The organism is Mesorhizobium ventifaucium (genome assembly GCF_935822925.1).
Classification (GTDB): Bacteria; Pseudomonadota; Alphaproteobacteria; order Rhizobiales; family Rhizobiaceae; genus Mesorhizobium; species Mesorhizobium ventifaucium.
In genome coordinates this window covers 38,226-56,609 of the sequence record NZ_CAKXZS010000012.1, presented here as the reverse complement: position 1 = coordinate 56,609, position 18,384 = coordinate 38,226, and the positions used below count along the sequence as shown (strand labels likewise).

General features: G+C 64.3%; 16 protein-coding genes. 11 read left to right on the top strand and 5 right to left on the bottom strand.

What is annotated here, in order from left to right; genetic code table 11:
- Positions 1–12 precede the first annotated feature (12 nt).
- Genes NMG70_RS11270 through NMG70_RS11255 form a run of 4 tightly spaced genes read left to right on the top strand, consistent with a single transcriptional unit; the run spans position 13 to position 3,291 of the window.
- A complete protein-coding gene (locus NMG70_RS11270; RefSeq protein ID WP_254024584.1) occupies positions 13–894 on the top strand; it encodes a branched-chain amino acid ABC transporter permease in 882 nt (293 codons plus the stop codon).
- Positions 891–1,853: a branched-chain amino acid ABC transporter permease gene (locus tag NMG70_RS11265; protein ID WP_254024583.1), complete on the top strand. Its 963-nt coding sequence runs from the start codon at positions 891–893 to the stop codon at positions 1,851–1,853. The genes NMG70_RS11270 and NMG70_RS11265 overlap by 4 nt, the downstream gene beginning before the upstream one ends.
- Positions 1,850–2,575: an ABC transporter ATP-binding protein gene (locus NMG70_RS11260; protein WP_254024582.1), complete on the top strand. Its 726-nt coding sequence runs from the start codon at positions 1,850–1,852 to the stop codon at positions 2,573–2,575. The genes NMG70_RS11265 and NMG70_RS11260 overlap by 4 nt, the downstream gene beginning before the upstream one ends.
- Positions 2,572–3,291: an ABC transporter ATP-binding protein gene (locus tag NMG70_RS11255; protein WP_254024581.1), complete on the top strand. Its 720-nt coding sequence runs from the start codon at positions 2,572–2,574 to the stop codon at positions 3,289–3,291. The genes NMG70_RS11260 and NMG70_RS11255 overlap by 4 nt, the downstream gene beginning before the upstream one ends.
- On the opposite strand, the gene NMG70_RS11250 is transcribed toward NMG70_RS11255, so the two are convergent.
- Positions 3,292–4,686: a sodium:proton antiporter gene (locus NMG70_RS11250; protein WP_254024580.1), complete on the bottom strand. Its 1,395-nt coding sequence runs from the start codon at positions 4,684–4,686 to the stop codon at positions 3,292–3,294.
- 77 nt (positions 4,687–4,763) lie between these two features.
- Entirely contained in the window at positions 4,764–5,363 is a 600-nt protein-coding gene (gene pncA, locus NMG70_RS11245) for a bifunctional nicotinamidase/pyrazinamidase (RefSeq protein ID WP_254024579.1), read from the bottom strand.
- Positions 5,364–5,706: 343 nt separating this feature from the next.
- On the opposite strand from pncA, the gene NMG70_RS11240 reads away from it, so the two are divergent.
- The 6 genes from NMG70_RS11240 (at position 5,707) to NMG70_RS11215 (ending at position 13,017) form a co-directional block, all read left to right on the top strand.
- Positions 5,707–6,570 (top strand): FAD binding domain-containing protein, encoded by an 864-nt coding sequence (locus NMG70_RS11240; protein ID WP_254024578.1) that lies wholly within the window; start codon positions 5,707–5,709, stop codon positions 6,568–6,570.
- An 80-nt stretch (positions 6,571–6,650) separates the two neighbouring features.
- Positions 6,651–9,563, top strand: a complete 2,913-nt coding sequence (locus NMG70_RS11235; protein WP_254024577.1) for a molybdopterin-dependent oxidoreductase — start codon at positions 6,651–6,653, stop codon at positions 9,561–9,563.
- Positions 9,560–11,101 carry a 6-hydroxynicotinate reductase gene (locus tag NMG70_RS11230; RefSeq protein WP_254024576.1) on the top strand — a complete coding sequence of 514 codons (1,542 nt, stop codon included), beginning with the start codon at positions 9,560–9,562 and terminating at the stop codon, positions 11,099–11,101. The genes NMG70_RS11235 and NMG70_RS11230 overlap by 4 nt, the downstream gene beginning before the upstream one ends.
- On the top strand, positions 11,101–11,982 hold the full coding sequence (locus NMG70_RS11225; protein ID WP_254024575.1) for a UPF0280 family protein: 882 nt from the start codon (positions 11,101–11,103) through the stop codon (positions 11,980–11,982). The genes NMG70_RS11230 and NMG70_RS11225 overlap by 1 nt, the downstream gene beginning before the upstream one ends.
- Positions 11,975–12,559 (top strand): amino acid synthesis family protein, encoded by a 585-nt coding sequence (locus NMG70_RS11220; protein WP_254024574.1) that lies wholly within the window; start codon positions 11,975–11,977, stop codon positions 12,557–12,559. Before NMG70_RS11225 ends, NMG70_RS11220 begins: the two co-directional genes overlap by 8 nt.
- The gene (locus NMG70_RS11215) at positions 12,556–13,017 is read left to right on the top strand and encodes a MarR family winged helix-turn-helix transcriptional regulator (RefSeq protein WP_254024573.1); all 462 of its coding nucleotides are present in this window, start codon (positions 12,556–12,558) and stop codon (positions 13,015–13,017) included. Before NMG70_RS11220 ends, NMG70_RS11215 begins: the two co-directional genes overlap by 4 nt.
- 229 nt (positions 13,018–13,246) lie before the next feature.
- On the opposite strand, the gene NMG70_RS11210 is transcribed toward NMG70_RS11215, so the two are convergent.
- The 3 genes from NMG70_RS11210 to NMG70_RS11200 are packed head-to-tail and all read right to left on the bottom strand — an operon-like array spanning position 13,247 to position 17,117.
- Positions 13,247–14,215, bottom strand: a complete 969-nt coding sequence (locus tag NMG70_RS11210) for a substrate-binding domain-containing protein (protein ID WP_254024572.1) — start codon at positions 14,213–14,215, stop codon at positions 13,247–13,249.
- Positions 14,212–15,540 carry an ABC transporter permease gene (locus tag NMG70_RS11205; protein ID WP_254024571.1) on the bottom strand — a complete coding sequence of 443 codons (1,329 nt, stop codon included), beginning with the start codon at positions 15,538–15,540 and terminating at the stop codon, positions 14,212–14,214. Before NMG70_RS11205 ends, NMG70_RS11210 begins: the two co-directional genes overlap by 4 nt.
- On the bottom strand, positions 15,537–17,117 hold the full coding sequence (locus tag NMG70_RS11200) for a sugar ABC transporter ATP-binding protein (protein ID WP_254024812.1): 1,581 nt from the start codon (positions 17,115–17,117) through the stop codon (positions 15,537–15,539). Before NMG70_RS11200 ends, NMG70_RS11205 begins: the two co-directional genes overlap by 4 nt.
- A gap of 219 nt (positions 17,118–17,336) precedes the next feature.
- On the opposite strand from NMG70_RS11200, the gene NMG70_RS11195 reads away from it, so the two are divergent.
- Positions 17,337–18,368, top strand: a complete 1,032-nt coding sequence (locus tag NMG70_RS11195; protein ID WP_254024570.1) for a LacI family DNA-binding transcriptional regulator — start codon at positions 17,337–17,339, stop codon at positions 18,366–18,368.
- Positions 18,369–18,384: the final 16 nt, after the last annotated feature.

Below are 18,384 nucleotides of genomic sequence, written 5' to 3'. Positions count from 1 at the left end.
GGTGCTTAGCCGATGCACTTCGGACCTCACCTTCTCCTCGCTGCCCTCGAAGGCCTCGTCACCTCCGCCGTACTGGCGCTGACGGCGCTCGGCCTGTCGCTGGTGTTCGGCGTCATGCGCGTCGTCAATGTCGCCCATGGCGAGTTCTTCATGCTCGGCGCGGTGCTTGCCTGGGCGATCTCCACGGCGATATCAGGCCATCCGGCGCTCGGCTTCCTGGCGGCGCTGGTGCTGGCGCCGCTGATCGTCGGCCTGATCGCGCTGGTCTCCGAACGGCTGGTGCTGCGCCGGCTGAATTACAATCCGGAAGCCACCATCGTCGCCACCATCGGCATGCTCTACATCATCCAGCAACTGGCGCTGACCTTCTACGGTCCGGAGGCACGGCCGGTGGAGCCGCCCTTCAGCTACCGCATCCTTTTGCCGTGGTTCGGCTATTCCGGCTACAAGCTGTGGATCATCGCCGCATCCGCGCTTCTGCTGGTGGCGACCTGGTTCGTGCTGACCCGTACGAAAATCGGCCTCGTCATGCGCGCCACGCAATATGACAGCGAGACGGCGCAGGCTTTCGGCATACCGGTCGACCGCGTCTATGCCGGCGTCTTCGCGCTCGGCGCCATGCTGGCGGCGGTGGCCGCGGTGCTGATCGTGCCGATCAGCCAGGCGCATTATCTGATGGGACAGGACCCGCTGCTCCTGTCCTTCATCGTCGTCATCATCGGCGGCCTCGGCTCGCTGCGCGGCACCGTCGTAGCTGCCGTGCTCATCGGCCTGTCGGACGGCATCATCTCGGTGTTCTTCTCGCCGACGCTGGCCAAGATCATCGCCACGCTGCTGGTTGCCATGGTGCTGGTGTTCCGGCCGCAAGGTCTGTTCGGGACGGCATCGCGATGAAGGAGGCTTCACCGGCAAAAGCCTATACGTTGCATCTGGGCGTCATCGTCCTGCTGTTCACCCTGAGCTTCGTCCTGCCCGAGTATCACCACGGGCTGCTCGCCCGCATCATGGTGCTGGCGGTTTTCGCCATGGGCTACAACCTGCTGTTCGGCTATGTCGGGCTGCTCAGCCTCGGCCATGCCATGTTCTTTTCGGCGGGGCTCTATGGCGCAGGCCTTGCCGTCATCCATCTCGGCTGGAGCGTGCCGGCCGCCTTCGCCGCCGGCCTTGCCTGCGGCGCGCTTCTCGCGCTGGTGATCGGTCTGCTGGCGCTGCGCACTTCCGGCGTCGCCTTCATGATCGTCACCATGATGTTCGCGCAGGTGTTCTATCTCATAATCCTCTATTTCGCGGCCTGGACCGGCGGCGATCAGGGCCTGGTGGTGCCGCAGTCGGCACGTGTGCTTGTTTTGGGCGACACCTCACTCGGCCTCACCGATCCGACCGTGCGCTACATGAGCGCGCTGGTCCTGTTCTCGATCGTGCTGCTGGCGGCGCTCGGCATAGTCCGCTCCAGATATGGCCGTGTGCTGGTCGCCATTCGCGAAAACGAGGAGCGGACCAAAATGCTCGGCTACGACATTTTTTCCAACAAGCTTGTCGCGGTCGTCGTCTCCGGCACAATCTGCGCGGCTTCGGGCGCCGCCTACGCGCTGCTGTTCGGTTATGTCGGCTCGACCTTCGCCTCGGTGCAATATTCCATCCTGCCGCTGCTCTGGGTACTGCTCGGCGGTGCTGCCACCACGCTCGGTCCGCTGATCGGCACGCTGTTCATGTACTATGTCGTCGACATCACCAGCGGCTACACCTCGGCCTATCTGCTGATCGTCGGCATTGCCCTCATCCTGCTGGTGCTTTTCTTCCCCAGGGGCATTCTCGGCACCATTCGCCAGCGCTGGCTCGGATGGCTGCCATGATGCCGCTGCTGACGACCAAGGGCCTGTCCCGCAATTTCGGCGGCCTGCGCGCCGTCGACGGTGTCGATTTCGCCCTCATGCCGGGCGAGATCCGCGCCGTCATCGGCCCCAATGGCGCCGGCAAGACCACCTTTGTCAGCCTGATCAGCGGCCGCATCCAGCCGTCGTCGGGCATGATCGTCTTCGACGGCGCCGACATCACCAACCTGCCGGCCTACGCCAGGGTCCGCCTTGGCATCGCCTATACCTTCCAGATCACCAGCGTCTTTGCCAACCTCACCGCTTACGACAACGTCGCACTGCCGGTGCAGCGCACGCTGACCGATGGCCGCTCGAAAGGTGCCGTGCATGTCGGCGTCCTGGCGGCGCTTGAGCGCACCGGCCTTGCCGACCGCGCCCACATGCCGGCCGGGCAATTGTCCTATGGCCATCAGCGCCTGCTTGAAGTGGCGATGGGGCTGGCGCTAAAACCGCGCCTGCTGATCCTCGACGAGCCGACGCAGGGGCTGGCCGACAGCGAGATCGACAATTTCATCGGGCTGGTGCGCGAGATCGCCAAAACCGCCACCGTGCTTCTGATCGAACACAATATGCCGGTGGTCATGCAGCTTGCCGACCGCATCACCGTCTTCAACGCCGGCAAGATCCTGGCCGAAGGAACGCCCGAGCAGGTCCGCGCCAATTCCGAGGTGCAGGACGCCTATTTGGGGACGACCCCATGACGCAACCGCGGGCTGAAGCCCTGACCATCTCCGGGCTCGATTGCTTCTACGGCGAGGTCCAGGTGCTCTACGGCCTCGACCTCGTGCTGAACAAGGGCGAGGTGCTTTGCCTGTTCGGCCGCAACGGCGCCGGCAAGACGACGACGCTGAAAGCGATCATGGGCCTCGTTCCCTCACGCGCCGGCTCGATCAGGCTCGACGGCAAGGAGTTGACCGGCCTGCCTGCGCCTGACGTGCCAAAGGCTGGCGTCGCCTATGTGCCGCAGGGCCGGCGGCTGTTCGCCGAGATGACGGTGGCCGAAAACATCGAGATCGGCCTGATGGCCCGCGGCAAGGGCAAGACGACGCGCGAAAACGTGCTCGAGCTTTTCCCGCTGCTGCGCCAGCGGCTGAGGCAGCGCTCCGGCACGCTGTCGGGCGGCGAGCAGCAGATGCTGGCCATGGCGCGGGCTCTGTGTGTCGAACCGCAGGTGCTTCTACTCGACGAGCCGACCGAAGGGCTGATGCCGTCGATGATCGCGAAAATCCGCGAGACGGTATCGAAGCTGCGCGATCTTGGCGTCTCGACGATCCTGGTCGAGCAGCGCGTCGATGCCGTGCTGTCCGTCGCCGACCGTGTCTCGTTCATCGAGAACGGCCGCAACCGCGAGACCGTCGATGTCGAGGAGCTTCGTGCCGATCCTTCGGCGGTCCGCCGCTATGTCGGCGTCGGCTGATCAGCGAAAGAACAAAATACCGGCGATCAGGAATATCGGGATCAGCACCGCGCCCGACCACGCCATGTAGCCGAAGAAGCCCGGCATTTTCACGCCGCGATGCCTGGCAATGGCGTAAACCATGAAATTCGGCGCATTGCCGATATAGGTGTTGGCGCCCATGAACACCGCGCCGGCCGAGATCGCCGCCAGCGTCGAGGCGAGGGTGGTCATCAGATGCTGCGGATTGCCGCCGGCGAGCTCGAAGAACACCAGATAGGTCGGCGCATTGTCGAGGAAGGATGACAGCGCTCCGGTCATCCAGAAATACGCCAGGTCGTTGGGCTCGCCCGTGGGCGAAGTAACAAGCGAGACCAGCGGCGCCAGCGCGCCGTCGGCACCGGCCCTGAGAATGGCGATGACCGGCACGATGCAGATGAAGATGCCGGCGAACAGTTTCGCCACCTCGGCTATCGGCTCCCAGTGGAAGTTGTTCGCCTGCCTGTGGCTCTTGTGCGAGACGCCGAGCGAAAGCAAGGCAAGCGCCAGGATGATGGCATCGCGCACCAGGTTCTGCAATTCAAGGCTCACGCCCTGGACGGAGAAAGCCACGCCCGGCTTCCAGGTCGCAGAAAGCAGGATCGCGCCGATCAGCCCGGCCAGCAGCGGAACGTTGGCCAGGCCTCGGATGCGCACCTTCGTGTCCGGCGTCGGATCCTTGATCTTCGGCGCGCCGGCCTCGCGGCGATGCAGGATGATGTCCATGACCAGGAAGACTGCCAGCACCAGGCCGCCGACGAACAATGTCTCCTGATGGAGGTTGGCAGCGGTCCAGAAGAAATCGATGCCGCGCAGGAAGCCGACGAACAGCGGCGGGTCGCCGAGCGGCGTCAGTGAGCCGCCGATGTTGGACACCAGGAAAATGAAGAAGATGACGACATGGGCGTTGAAAGGCCGGTTGTCGTTGGCACGCAGGATCGGCCGGATCAGGATCATCGAGGCGCCGGTCGTGCCGATGACCGAGGCGAGCATCGCCCCGATCAGCAGCAGTCCGGCATTCACCAGCGGCGTGCCATGGATGTTGCCGGCGACAAGGATGCCGCCCGAAATGGTGAACAGCGCAAACAGAAGAATGATGAACGACATGTATTCGGTGAGCAGCGCATGCAATACCGCCTCCGTGGCCGAAGGCATGCCGAACGCAACAGCCAGTGGCACGACCGTAAGGGCCGCCCAGAGAAGGGTGACCTTGCCGTAGTGATGCTCCCAGACACGGTGGAAGAGCAGTGGCCCGGTGGCGATCGACAGAAGCAGGCCGGCAAAGGGCAGCGCCCACCACAGCGACATTGTTTCGCCCGGCAACTCGTGGGCCTCGGCTGCGAGCGCCATTCCTGGAAACAGGGTGGCGACTGCCATCCCGGCGCCCGCCGTCAAAGCCGCCGCAAACCGCATAAAGCCCCCTCTGGAAGTGTGTCGAATGCGATTGGTGACGTTCAAGCCAGCGTCACGCCGGCATCGCGCATTCGGTTCAGCATCGTCTCGACGGAGCCATTGAGATCGATGCCGCGGCAGGCGTCGAGCCGCACTGTTGTGTGAAAGCCGTGCTTGACCGCGTCGAGCGCCGAAAAGGCGACGCAGTAATCGGTCGCCAGGCCGACCAGGGTGAGCGTGTCGATGCCGCGCTCCTGGAGATAGCCGGCAAGGCCAGTCGGCGTCGCATGGTCGTTTTCGAAGAAAGCCGAATAACTGTCGATCTCCGGGCGGAAGCCCTTGCGGATCACCAGTTCGGCCTTGGTCCAGGCCAGGCCCGAATGGAAATCCGAACCCAGGCTGCCCTGGATGCAGTGGTCGGGCCACAGCGTCTGCGGGCCGTAGGGCATTTCAACGGTTTCGAACGGCTGCTTGCCGGGATGACTGGAGGCAAAGCTCGAATGGCCGGCGGGATGCCAGTCCTGCGTCAGCACGACATGTTCGGTCCGCCGGATCAGGTCGTTGACCAGCGGCACGATCTCGTCGCCGCCGGCCACCGCCAGCGCGCCGCCCGGGCAGAAATCGTTCTGCAGGTCGATGATGACAAGCGCTTCGTCGGCCATGCAGCCTCCCTTTTGTTTGTCGCGGAGGCATGACCCGAACCGAAAATCTCCGGTGTTCGATCCTGCCGAAAATGCCGCTGGCGCGACCGATGCCGAAACTTGACCAGATGGCCGGCTGCGTCAACTCCAAGGGCGTAACAAATGCGTGCCGTCACGCCGATGCCGGCGCTGGCGCCAAAACTCCGGCTTTGACAATTCCTGCTGGCTTGATATCATTTGCATACGAATGAATTTGACCGGTTTCGGATGCCGGTAGCATCCGTCTGGAACCCTTTTCTGGGAAGGCCCATTTTTGGGAAGGCCCTTTTTTCTGGGAAGGCCATTGTTTCTGGGAAGGCAAAGCGTGATCCGTTACGCGAAACCCACCACGGTCGACGAGGCGCTCGCTTTGCTTGGCGAGGCTCGGTGGCGCATCCTTGCCGGCGGCACCGATTTCTACCCGGCACAAGGAGCCAAGCCTTTCCGCGAAAACGTCCTCGACATCAACGGCCTGGCGACGCTGCGCGGTATTGCTGAGACCGACAGCCATTGGCTCATCGGCGCGCGCACGACCTGGACCGATCTTGTCCGTCATCCGCTGCCGACGGCTTTCGATGCGCTGAAACAGGCGGCGCGGGAAGTCGGCTCCGTCCAGATCCAGAACGTCGCCTCCATCGCCGGCAATCTCTGCAACGCCTCGCCGGCGGCCGACGGCGTGCCGGCGCTGCTGGTTCTCGACGCCGAGGTCGAGCTGCGCTCGCTGGCGATGGTCCGCCATCTGTCGCTGGAAAAATTCATCCTGGGGAACCGGCGCACGGAATTGCAGCCGGGCGAAATGGTCACCGCCGTCCGCGTGCCGAAAGAAGCGGCCACCGGCACGTCGGCATTCGTAAAACTCGGCGCGCGCCGCTATCTCGTCATTTCCATAGCCATGGCGGCCGCCCGCTTGACCATTGAGGATGGCATCGTCGGCAACGCTGCCGTCGCTGTCGGCTCCTGTTCGGCAGTCGCCAGGCGTCTTGCAAGTGTCGAAGCAGCTTTGCGCGGCCTCCCGGTCGATGACGCTCTCGTCGCTGCGATCCAGTCCGCACCGATGGACGAGCTTTCGCCGATCGACGACGTGCGCGGCAGCGCCGAATACCGGATGGACGCAGCGCGCGAGATCGTCGCCCGCGCCGTTCTCGGTGCCGCGGGTCACGCTTCGGTCGAGAAGGTGGCGGCGGCATGAACCAAGCTCAACCCGGCATGAGCAAAGCTCAGCCTGACATGACCGAAGCTCAGCCTGGGACGACGGGAGCTCAGCCTGGCATGAGCATGGAGCGCGTCGACATTGCCTTCGAAGTCAACGGCGCCGGCGTCTCTGTCTGCGTGCCGCCGATCCGCCGTCTCTCTTCGGTGCTGCGTGACGAACTGCAGCTGACCGGCACCAAGGTCGGCTGCGACGCCGGCGACTGCGGCGCCTGCACGGTGCTTGTCGACGGCGAGCCCGTCTGCGCCTGCCTCATGTCAGCGGCTTCTGCCGCTGGCACCGTGGTGACCACGGTCGAGGGTCTCGCCAACGGCAGATTGTCGGCGCTGCAGGCCTCGTTCCTCGACCATGGCGCGGCGCAATGCGGCATCTGCACCCCCGGCCTGCTAATCGCGGCGACAGCGCTTCTGGAGAGGACTCCCAATCCAACCGAGGCCGAAACCCAAGATGCGCTGGGCGGCGTCCTCTGCCGCTGCACCGGCTATCGCAAGATCGTCGCCGCGGTGATGGATGCTGGACGGTTCGCGAGCGAACTCTCGACCGACGGCGCCGCCCCTCATCCGTCTGCCGGCACCTTCCCGCCGTATAGTGACGGGGAGAAGGGACAAGCTCCAGCGCCGGCGTCCCCCTCTCCCCGTCTTTCACGGGGTAAGGGTGAGGGGCAGCACCAACTTCAGCGGCTGGATCTCGATCTTGACCGCAGAATGCCAATCTCAGGCCACGCCGTCGGTTCCTCTCCGATCAGGCTCGACGGCCTGCCGAAAGTTACCGGCGGCGAAAAATTCGGCGGCGATTCCTTTCCGGCCGATGCGCTGGCGGTGCTGGTGGTCCGCTCGCCGCATTATCACGCCCGTTTCGCCTTCGGCGATCTCGACGCCTGGGTGAAAGCCCATCCCGGCATCGTCGGCGTCTTCACCGCAGCAGACATTCCGGGAAAGAACTGCTTCGGTGTCATTGCGCCTTTCGCCGACCAGCCGGCGCTGGCCGAAAATTTTTCGCGCTTTCGCGGCGAGGCGGTGGCGCTGGTTGCCGGCGAGCGCGAGGCCATCCTCGATCTCGATCTTGCGGATTTCCCTGTTCGTTGGACCGAGTTGCCGCATGTCCTGCAGCCCTGCCAGGCGCAGGCCGGCGGCGCGCAGCTGATCCACGAGAACCGGCCGGCAAACCTGCTCACATCAGGCTTTGTCGAGCGCGGTGACCCCGAAGCCGCGCTTGCCGCCGCTGCCTTCATCGTTTCCGGCGCCATCGACACCTCCTATGTCGAGCACGCCTATATTGAGCCCGAGGCCGGCTATGCCTATATGGACGGCGATACGCTCGTCGTCGTCGCCTGCACGCAGGCGCCCTACATGGACCGCGACGACGTCGCCAAGGTGCTTGGCCTTGCCGTCGACAAGGTGCGTATCGTGCCGACCGCCACCGGCGGCGGTTTTGGCTCCAAGCTCGACGTTTCGTTGCAGCCACTGATCGGTCTGGTCGCGTTGAAGACCGGGCGGCCGGCAGCGCTCGCCTATACCCGTCATGAATCGATGATCTCGACCACCAAGCGCCATCCCGCCGAGATGAAGGCGACCATCGGCGCCGATGCCGATGGCCGCGTCATCGGCATGGTTTTTGCCGGCGATTTCAACACCGGCGCCTATGCGAGCTGGGGACCGACCGTCGCCAACCGCGTGCCGGTGCATGCTTCCGGTCCCTATGCGACGCCGAACTATCGCGCCGAGGGCCGCGCCATTCACACAAATGGCCCGATCTCCGGCGCCTTCCGCGGTTTCGGCGTGCCGCAGGCGACGATCATGCAGGAAACGCTCTATGACGAGCTGGCCGAAAAGCTTGCGCTGGATCGGCTAGATTTTCGAGTGAAAAATTGCCTTCGAAACGGCTCCGAAACAGTTACCGGCCAGAGGCTTGAATCGGGCGTCGGCATCGCCGACTGCCTCGAAGCGCTGCGGCCGCATTGGATGCGTGCGCTTGTCGATGCCGATACATTCAACAGTGCCAATGACAGCAGGAAGCGCGGCGTTGGTGTCGCCTCCTGCTGGTATGGCTGCGGCAACACCTCGCTGCCCAATCCGTCGACCATCAGGGTCGGCATCTCCGCCTGTGGCGATGTCGTCCTGCATCAGGGTGCGGTCGATATCGGGCAAGGCTCGAACACGGTCATTAGCCAGATCTGCGCCGACGCGCTCGGCCTGCCGCTCGAAAAATTCACGCTGAAAAGCGCCGACACGGCGATCACGCCGGACGCCGGCAAGACGTCAGCCTCGCGCCAGACTTTTGTAACCGGCAAGGCCGCCGAAAAGGCCGGCCGCGCCTTGCGCGAGACGATGCTGCGCTTCGCCAATGTGTCGGAGAAAGCGGCGGTCGCTCTCGATGGCACAAGCCTGGTCATCCGCGAGGGCGAAGCGACACGCCATATCGATTTGTCCACGCTGAAGGCCGACGCCGACGGCTTGGTCTTTCGCGCCGAGGAAAGCTATGACCCGCCGACGCTGCCGCTCGATGCCAAGGGCCAGGGCAAGCCCTATGGCGTCTATGGCTACGGCGCGCAGATCGCCGAACTTGAGGTCGACCTCAAGCTCGGCACGGTCAAGCTGATCAAGATCACCGCCGCGCATGATGTCGGCAAGGCGATCAATCCGCTGCTCGCCGAAGGCCAGATCGAGGGCGGCATCGCACAAGGCATCGGCATGGCGCTGATGGAGGAGTACATTCCCGGCCGCACCGAGAATCTGCACGACTATCTGATCCCCACGATCGGCGACGTGCCGTCGATCGAGACTATCCTGATAGAAGTTCCGGATCCGGAAGGACCCTTTGGCGCCAAGGGCCTGGGCGAGCATGTGCTGATCCCGACGGCACCCGCGATCCTCAACGCCATCCGTCATGCCACCGGAGTCCTGGTCAGCAAAATTCCGGCGACGCCGAGCCGCATCCGTGCCGCGATCCGCGACAAGGAGGCATGCCGATGAGCGAGCTTGCCGAACGCTTTGAGACGCATGATCCCGGCGAGAAGCAGGTGGCGGAAAAGATCCGCTGCGACGCCTGCCCGGTCATGTGCTACATATCAGATGGCCGCACCGGCGCCTGTGATCGCTACGGCAATGTCGGCGGCAGGATCGTGCGGATGGATCCGCTGACCATCCTCGACCATGCGGCCGAGACCGGTGGCGCGGTCGTGCCGTTTGTCGCCGAAGGCGAGGCCTGGGACGGCGAGCTGGTCAACACCGGCCGCCGCTTCGTCACCGCGATCGGCGCCGGCACTACCTATCCCGACTACAAGCCGGCCCCCTTCATCGTCAGCCAGGAGGTCGAAGGCGTCGATCTCGTCACCGTGGTCACCGAGGGCATCTTCTCCTACTGCGGCGTCAAGGTGAAGATCGATACCGACCGTCATATCGGCCCCGAAACGGCGACGGTCCGCGCGGCGGGCGAGGCGATCGGCCATGTCACGACAGGCGAATATGGTTCGCAGATGCTGTCGCTGGGCGGCGTGCATCATCTGACCGGCGGTTCCAAGGCCGAAGGTCGCGCCACCTGTGATGCGCTGCTCAATTTGTGCAACCGCAAGCCGGTCGAACTCGCCATCGACGGCGGTGCCACGGTCGTAGTCGAGGCCGGCAAGCCGCCGGTCATCGACGGCAAGCTCGAACAGCGGATGCGCGTCGGCTGCGGCTCGGCCACCATCGGCATGTTCGCCACCCAGTGGCGCGGCCTGGTCGACGAGGTGGTTGTGGTCGACGACCACATCACCGGCGTCGTTTCCGAGCATCAGGCGGGCAAGGTGCTCGGTTGGCAGGACACCGGCATAAAAATCATCGGCCGCCGTTCGACGCCGGGCCGCTATTTCAAGGTGTCGGAACCCGGCCTCGGCTGGGGCGGCACCAGCATTTCCGACCCGCTGTCGATCCTTGGTGAGTGGAATGCGAAGAAGGGCGCGCGACCGGGCCTGTCGCTGCTAATGGTCTCGACCACCGGCGAGCAGTTCGCCTATTACGAGCTCGACGACGCGTTGAAGCCGGTGCAGAAACCGTTCCCCGAGCGGCTGCAGAAATCCGTCGGCCTTATCGAGGACAATTGCGAGCCGGCGCTGTGCACCGTGCTGTTCGTCGGCGGCGCCGGCGGCTCGCTGCGCGCCGGCGTCACCGAGAACCCGGTCAATCTGACCCGCTCGGTGCAGGGCCTGACGACGTATGTGACGGTCGGCGGCGCGCCGGTCTATGTCTGGCCGGGCGGCGGCATCACGCTGATGGTCGACGTCACCCGTGTGCCGGAAGGCGCCTTCGGCTATGTGCCAACGCCGGCGCTGGTGGCGCCGATCGAGTTCACCCTGCGGCGCGACGATTACATCAGGCTCGGCGGCTACGAAGCCGAGATCCGCAGCGTTGACGACATTCTTGCCAAAGGCGGCGAGTATCTCAACCCGCGCCGCGGCACGGCTGCGCCGGCCCGCAACCCATGGCCGCCTCTGGCGCAGTTGCGGCGTGCAGCGGCAGACGGGGCCAAGTGATGAACAGCCCGCAGGCGCATTGGCTTGAGGACGGCAGGCGGCTGCATCTCAATCATGGCCCGATCGACCTGATCATTGAGGCATTTGGCGATGCGGACGAATGCCGCGCCGCCTATGGCCAGGCGGTGGCGCGGTTTCAAACAATCCTGCAGGAGCTCGTCGACGAACTCCCGGAACTGCGCCGGCCGGCCTCGTCGCGGCCCCGTGCTTTCGCTGGACTGACGGCGCGACGCATGGAGGCGGCGGTTGTTCCGCTGGCGAAACAATTCATCACGCCGATGGCTGCAGTTGCCGGTTCGGTAGCCGACGAAATGCTTGGTGCGCTGCTGGCCGGGCGCTGGCTCGATCACGCCTATGTCAACAATGGCGGCGACAGCGCGATCCATCTCGGCAATGGCTGGTCCATGACGCTTGCCATTGCCGGGACAGGCCATGGACTGGCAGACCGGATCACGATCCGCGCCGAAGACGGGATCCGCGGGATCGCGACAAGCGGCCGGCGCGGCCGTTCCTTCTCGCTCGGTATCGCCGACGCTGTCACCGTACTGGCGCGGACCGGTGCTCAAGCCGACGCCGCTGCGACCCTGATCGCCAACGCCGTCGACCTGCCCGGTCACCCCGCCATCGAGCGCGTGCCGGCGCGCGATCTGGCGCCGGACAGCGATCTCGGCGATCGTTTGGTCACCCAAGCCGTCGGCGCGCTTTCCGCCAGCGAAATCGCCGCCGCGCTCGACAGTGGGATCGCCGTCGCCGAAGATTTTCGGCGACATGGCCTGATAGCCGCTTCAGCCTTGTTCCTTGCCGGTCAGGCACGGATCGCCGGCCACATGGCGCTCGTTGCGCCCAACGAGAAATCAAGGAAGGAAATTGCCCATGCCTGAGTTTGCGATCCGGAAGGTTGCGGTGCTGACCGAAGAGATATTTCACGAAGGCGGGCCGGTGGCAAAGATGCCGCGCCGTCGCGCCGCCGCCATGGCGGTGGTGAACAACCCATTCGCCGGCCGTTACGCGGAAGATCTCCAGAGCGCCATGGACGATCTGAAGCCGCTCGGCCTGCTGCTCTCCGACAAGCTCATCACCGCATTGGGTGGCGACGTAAAACAGATCGACGGCTACGGCAAGGGCGCCATCGTCGGTATAGCGGGTGAGCTGGAGCATGGCGCGCTGTGGCATGTGCCTGGCGGCTATGCCATGCGCGAGCGGCTCGGCGACGCCAAGGCGATCGTGCCATCGGCAAAGAAGGTCGGCGCCTTCGGCTCGCGGCTCGACGTGCCGCTCGGCCACATCAACGCCGCCTATGTGCGCAGCCATTTCGATGCCATGGAGGTCGGCATCAGCGATGGGCCTCGTCCCGACGAGATCCTGTTCTGCCTCGCCATGTCCTGCGGCCCGCGCGTGCACGACCGCATGGGCGGCCTCGCGGCAAAAGACATCAAGGCATGGGACGGACTGCGGTGAGCGCCGAAGACGTCAAGCTCAAGCTGGTCGAGGCCGAGGAACCCGACGAAAACGATTACCGCTTGCAGGATCAGGTCGGCTTCATCCTGCGCAAGGCGCACCAGCGCCATGTCTCGATCTTCGCCGCGCACATTGCCGACCTGACGCCGCCGCAATTCGCCGCCCTGGCCAAATTGCACGATGTCGGCGAGACTTCGCAGAACCAACTTGGCAGCCTGATCGCCATGGACGCGGCGACGGTGAAAGGCGTCATCGACCGGCTCAAGGCGCGCGGCCTGGTCGAGCTTTCCAAGCATGAGGTCGACAAAAGGCGCCTGCTGGTCAATCTGACCGCTGAAGGCCGCGATGCCGTCGCGCGGCTGATCCCGATCGCCCGCGACATCACGCAGGAAACGCTGGCGCCGCTTTCCGCGAAGGAGGTCGCGATTTTCATGAGGCTTTTGGCCAAGCTGGCGTGAGCGGCCTTGGTCAGCGCTGCCCCTCACCTGCCTGCCGGCATCCTCTCCCCGTAGAACGGGGAGAGGGGGCGCTGTCATCGACGGTTTCGCCAATCGCCAGCGTTGCAAAAGGGTGCCGGCGCAGCGGCTAGACTAGTCCCTTCTCCCCGTCACTATACGGGGAGAAGGTGCCGGCAGGCGGATGGGGGGCGGCGCTACGCTATGCCCTCATGCCACCGTCTCCGGTGTCTCAGAGCCCATGCTCCTTCAGGATCTGGGCGGCATTTTCCTTGGTGATCTTCTGCGTAGGCAGCGTGATGGTTTTTTCGACCTTCTCGCCGTTCAGGAACTTGATCGCCTGCCGCAGCCCTTCGGCACCCGGCGTCACATAGGTGAACGTCGCCGTCAGTTCACCATTGGCAACAAGCTGCACGCCTTCATTGGGCAGGCCGTCGATCCCGATGAACTTGATGTCCTTCTCGCGGCCGACATCCTTGGCGGCAAGGTAGGCGCCGTAGGCCATCGGATCGTTGTGGCCATAGACGAGGTCGATCTTCTCGTTGTTGCGCAGTGCCGTGGCCATGATGTTGTAGGCCTGGTCCTGTTTCCAGTCGCCCGACTGCTTGTCGAGCAGGTACTTGATGCCCGGCTCCTTGTCGGTGAATTCATGGAAGCCGTCATGGCGGTCATGCGCCGGCTGGGTACCCATGCCGCCCCATATCTCGACGACATTGCCGGCGGCCTTGCCCTTGCCGCCGAGCAGTTCGACGGCGTATTCACCGGCAGCCCGACCGATCAGCTTGTTATCGCCGCCGACGAACTGCGTATAGTCCTTGGTCTCGACGTTGCGGTCGAGCACGAAGACCGGGATCTTGGCGTCGATCGCCTGCTGCACGACGCCGGTCAACCCCGCGGATTCTTTCGGCGACACCAGCAGCGCATCGACCTCCTGACGGATCAGGTTCTCGACATCGGCGACCTGCTTTTCCGTCTTGTCCTCGCCGTCGGTGATGATCAGCTCGACTTCCGGATGCTTGGCGGCCTCAGCCAGGATGTCCTTGTTGAACTGGGCGCGCCACGGCTCGATGGTCGTCACCTGCGAGAAGCCGATCTTCCACTTCTTGTCCTGCGCGTAGGCGTTGCCGCTGGTTAAAAGGGCGGTCGTGGTCAGCAGCGCCGCGGTGACAGCGGCAAGCTTCAACAATTCACGTCGTTTCATTTCTTGTTTCCTCCAAGATTTAGAGACGGGGTCTCTTTTGACGGCCGCTTTGCCGCGGTCGTTTCCTTGTGCGCCTGCCCGCCCCAGAGAGGCGCAAATACCAGGCGCAGATAGAAGAGAAGATCAACGGCATTGCGCTCCTGGGCGAGCACGGTGCCGATGATGATCATCCCCTTAAGCACGAGCTGAAGGTTTGAATTGATGTTGTGCAATTGCAGGATATTCGAGAGCAGTCCGAAGATCAGCACGCCGCAGAATGTGCCGGTGAGGCTGCCGCGCCCGCCCATCAGGCTGGTGCCGCCGATGACCACGGCGGCGATGGCATCGAGTTCCAGCCCGGCGCCGGCATCCGGCTTGCCTTGCCTGTATTGCGCGACATAAAGCACCGCCGCCACGCCGGCCAGCAGCCCGGATACGGCGTAGGTGGCGATCTTGACGCGGCCGGCGGCAATGCCGGACAGCCGCGCCGCCTCTTCATTGCCGCCGATTGCGTAGACATAGCGGCCGAACGGGGTGAAACGCAGCACTGCGCCGTAGATCAGGATCGCTCCGAGGAAGAACAGGCCCGGCATCGGGATCACGCCGAACACCAGCGAGCGCAGGATTTCGAAATCGGCGGTGGCGTTCGACCCGGTGTAGACCGGCAGGACCGCATTGTTCTGACCGGCGGTCAGCCGGGCGATGCCGAGCGCTGTCACCATCATCGCCAGGGTGACGATGAAAGGTTGCAGCCGCCCGGCAACGATGATGAAGCCGTTGAGCGCGCCGAACAGCAAGCCGACGCAAGGCGCCACCAGCAACACGCCGAGCACGCCGAATTTCGAGCCGACCTGCGGCAGCAGGTACCACAGCACGAGACTGCAGAGAATCACTCCGACAATGCCGGGCGTGACCAGCCCACGAACGCTATCCAGCCTGATGGCGTGGGTGGCCTGTGAGCCGGCGTGGGATTTTCTGATGTTCAGGAAGATGAAGCGGGTGACCAGGATGCCGAGGCAAAGGGCGACCACCGCAACTATCGGCACCCCCAGCACCACCGCCGGCGTGACGCCCGGAACCGTCAGCAGCATGGCGCAGACCACGGTGCAGATCGCCATCAGCGAGCCGACGGAAAGATCGATGCCGCCGGTGATGATCACCGCCGTCATGCCGGTGGCGATCAGGCCGGTGGTCGACACCTGGCGCAGCACATCGAGCAGATTGCCGTAGGACAGAAAGATGTTGTTGCCCTTGGAGCTGATCGGCGAGCCCAGCACGCCGATCAGGAAGATGGCGATCAGGCCCCAATAGAGCTTCGTCCGGGACAGGATGTTCAAGATGCTCATGCGGCAGGCCTCGTCATGGTCCGGCGCGGCGCCGCGAGCCGCATGATGGCCTCCTCGCTGGCTTGCGCGCGCGACAGGATTCCCGTCTGGCAACCGTCGGCCATGACCAGGATGCGATCGGAAAGATGCAGCAGCTCCGGCAATTCCGAGCTGATGACGGCGATGGCGAGGCCATCTCGCGCCAGCTTGAAGATGAGATCGTAGATTTCCCGCTTGGCGCCGACATCGATGCCGCGTGTCGGCTCGTCCAGCAACAGCACCCGCGGCCGCGTTGCCAGCCATTTGCCGATGACGACCTTCTGCTGGTTGCCGCCGGACAGTGTGCCGGCCGGCTGCTCGATGGTCCCGCAGCGAATGCCGAGCGCCTTGACCGCGTGCCGCGCCAAGCCTTGCTCGGCGGCCCGCGAGCGAAGGCCGAACCGCGCCAGCGCGCCGACCAGCGGCAGCGCGACATTGTCGGTAATCGAGGCCTGAAGATGCAGGCCTTGCGTCTTGCGGTCCTCCGTCACCAGGGCGATGCCGAGCCGGCGGGCGTCGCGCGGTGATCGGATTTCCACCGGCTCGCCATCGAGCCGGATTTCGCCGCCGGCACGTCCGCCGCTGGAGCCGAAGATGGTCTCCAGGATTTCGGTGCGTCCCGAGCCCAGCAGCCCGCCTATCCCCAGAATTTCCCCGGCGGCAAGATCGAAGCCGACGCCGTCGAGCGCGGTGCGCCAGCCGTGGCGGTCTGGTTTCGACAGCGATAGGCCGCTTACGGAGAGGACGACCTTGCCGCCGGGGCCACGCTCTTCCTGGGAAGAGGCAAGCAGATTTCGCCCGACCATCGCCGAAATGATGGTATCTTCGTCGAGCTTTGCCATCGCCTCGGTCAGCACGTGGCGTCCATCGCGAAACACGGTGACCCGGCCGGCCAGATGCATGACCTCGTCGATGCGGTGGGAGATGTAGACGATCGCCACCCCGCTGTCGGCGAGCTGGCGGATGATCCGGAACAGCCTTTGGCATTCGGCCGGCGAAAGCGCGGACGTCGGCTCGTCCATGATCAGGATGCGCGCCGACATCGACAGTGCCTTGGCGATCTCGACCAGCTGCTGCTCGCCGACGCGCAGGCTGCCGACCCGCGCCTCCGGGTTGAGCTCGATGCCGAGCCTCTGCAGCAGCGCGCCGGCGGCATGGCTGCTTGCCTTGCGGTCGACGATAAGTCCGGCGATCAGCTTCTCGCGCCCCAGGAAGATATTATCCGCAACGCTGAGCTCGGGGACGAGATTGAGCTCCTGGTGGATGATGGCGATGCCGGCATACTCGGCGTCGCGGACCCCGGCGAAACGGACCGAATGGGCATCGACGTTCACCGTCCCGTCGTAATCCGTATAGATGCCGGAGAGGATTTTCATCAGCGTCGACTTGCCGGCGCCGTTTTCCCCCATCAGCGCATGGACCTCGCCGCGCCGCAGGTCGAAGCCGACATCGACAAGTGCGGCGATGCCACCGAACGCCTTGGAGATGTGCTCGGCGCTCAGAACGACAGCCGAGCGGTCGGCGGCATCTCCGCACGTGATGGAATTGCCATGCTCCATGACAAGAACGGCCTCCCTTCCGTTGTCGTCGAACATCTCAAACGCTAATCTAAACGTTTCGAACATGTCAAGTCGCTATCTGGCGAGGCGGGATTGATGCATTTCAATTCTTGCGCAAATCTGCAGGATTCCGTAGGTACTGCAGCCAGAGGACGATGAAACGTTTCGAAAATGATGGCGTCAGGGCGAAAAAAGCAGCGAAAGTCCACGGCCCCGACCATGCTGCACGTCGCTGAAGCGGCGCGTGTTTCGGTCGCCACCGTCTCGGCGCTGATCAACGGCACCGCAACCGTCAGTCCCGAGCTCAGCCAGCGCATCGAACAGGCGATCCTCGACATCGGCTACAAGCGCAACGCGATCGCCCGCAGCCTGAAGATGGGCACGACCCGCACCATCGGGCTGACCGTTCCACACATCACCAACCCGTTCTTCACCGATGTCGTTTCGATCATCCAGCAGGCATTCGACCGCGCCGGCTATGCCGTCATGCTGTGCTGCACGGACGAGGACCTGAACACGCAGGACGACCAGATCAGGCTGCTGCTCGACCGGATGGTCGACGGCCTGATCGTTGCGCGCGTCGGCGACGGCGCGATTCTGAAGAGAATTGTCGACGACGCCAACGTGCCGGTGGTGCTGCTCGACCGCGTCTGCGAAGGCGTCGATACCGACACCGTCGTCCTCGACAACCAGAGCGCGGTGTTCGACGCCATCACCTATCTGGTCGATCTCGGCCATCGGCGGATCGGCTACATCTCCGGATCGTTCGACATCTCGCCCATGCATGACCGCGTGACGGGATATCGCGAGGCGCTCCAGGCCGCCGGCCTGCCGGTCGAGAACGAGCTTGTTCGCTTCGGCAATTTCCACGAGGTCGACGGCTATAACGCGACGATGCAGTTGCTTTCGCTGCACGACCGCCCGAGCGCGATCTTCTCGGCCAACAACCCGATGGTGATCGGCACCATGAAGGCGATCCGCGATATCGGACTGTCCTGCCCTGAGGACATTTCGATTGCCTGCTTCGACGATTTTCCGTGGTCGGACGTGTTCCAGCCGCAACTGACCACGGTCGCCCAGCCGGTGCAGGCGATCGGCGAGCAGGCGGCCAATCTGCTGCTCGACCGGCTCGCCGGAAACAGGGACGCGCCGCCGCGCAAGCTGACGCTCAAGGGACGCTTGATGATCCGCAATTCATGCCGGCCACTGGGGGCGCCCTTGGGGGCGATCGCACAGAGCATCAGCGCGTGACGCGCCTTCGCAGTCT

Excerpts from the sequence above, each read along its gene's own strand:
- NMG70_RS11265 (WP_254024583.1), top strand. The coding sequence starts at position 891 with ATGAAGGAGGCTTCACCGGCAAAAGCCTATACGTTGCATCTGGGCGTC.
- NMG70_RS11225 (WP_254024575.1), top strand. The coding sequence starts at position 11,101 with ATGAACAGCCCGCAGGCGCATTGGCTTGAGGACGGCAGGCGGCTGCAT.
- NMG70_RS11205 (WP_254024571.1), bottom strand. The coding sequence starts at position 15,540 with ATGAGCATCTTGAACATCCTGTCCCGGACGAAGCTCTATTGGGGCCTG.
- NMG70_RS11200 (WP_254024812.1), bottom strand. The coding sequence starts at position 17,117 with ATGGAGCATGGCAATTCCATCACGTGCGGAGATGCCGCCGACCGCTCG.
- NMG70_RS11270 (WP_254024584.1), top strand. The coding sequence starts at position 13 with ATGCACTTCGGACCTCACCTTCTCCTCGCTGCCCTCGAAGGCCTCGTC.
- NMG70_RS11255 (WP_254024581.1), top strand. The coding sequence starts at position 2,572 with ATGACGCAACCGCGGGCTGAAGCCCTGACCATCTCCGGGCTCGATTGC.
- NMG70_RS11235 (WP_254024577.1), top strand. The coding sequence starts at position 6,651 with ATGAGCATGGAGCGCGTCGACATTGCCTTCGAAGTCAACGGCGCCGGC.
- NMG70_RS11260 (WP_254024582.1), top strand. The coding sequence starts at position 1,850 with ATGATGCCGCTGCTGACGACCAAGGGCCTGTCCCGCAATTTCGGCGGC.
- NMG70_RS11210 (WP_254024572.1), bottom strand. The coding sequence starts at position 14,215 with ATGAAACGACGTGAATTGTTGAAGCTTGCCGCTGTCACCGCGGCGCTG.
- NMG70_RS11195 (WP_254024570.1), top strand. The coding sequence starts at position 17,337 with ATGCTGCACGTCGCTGAAGCGGCGCGTGTTTCGGTCGCCACCGTCTCG.
- NMG70_RS11220 (WP_254024574.1), top strand. The coding sequence starts at position 11,975 with ATGCCTGAGTTTGCGATCCGGAAGGTTGCGGTGCTGACCGAAGAGATA.
- NMG70_RS11250 (WP_254024580.1), bottom strand. The coding sequence starts at position 4,686 with ATGGCAGTCGCCACCCTGTTTCCAGGAATGGCGCTCGCAGCCGAGGCC.
- NMG70_RS11230 (WP_254024576.1), top strand. The coding sequence starts at position 9,560 with ATGAGCGAGCTTGCCGAACGCTTTGAGACGCATGATCCCGGCGAGAAG.
- pncA (WP_254024579.1), bottom strand. The coding sequence starts at position 5,363 with ATGGCCGACGAAGCGCTTGTCATCATCGACCTGCAGAACGATTTCTGC.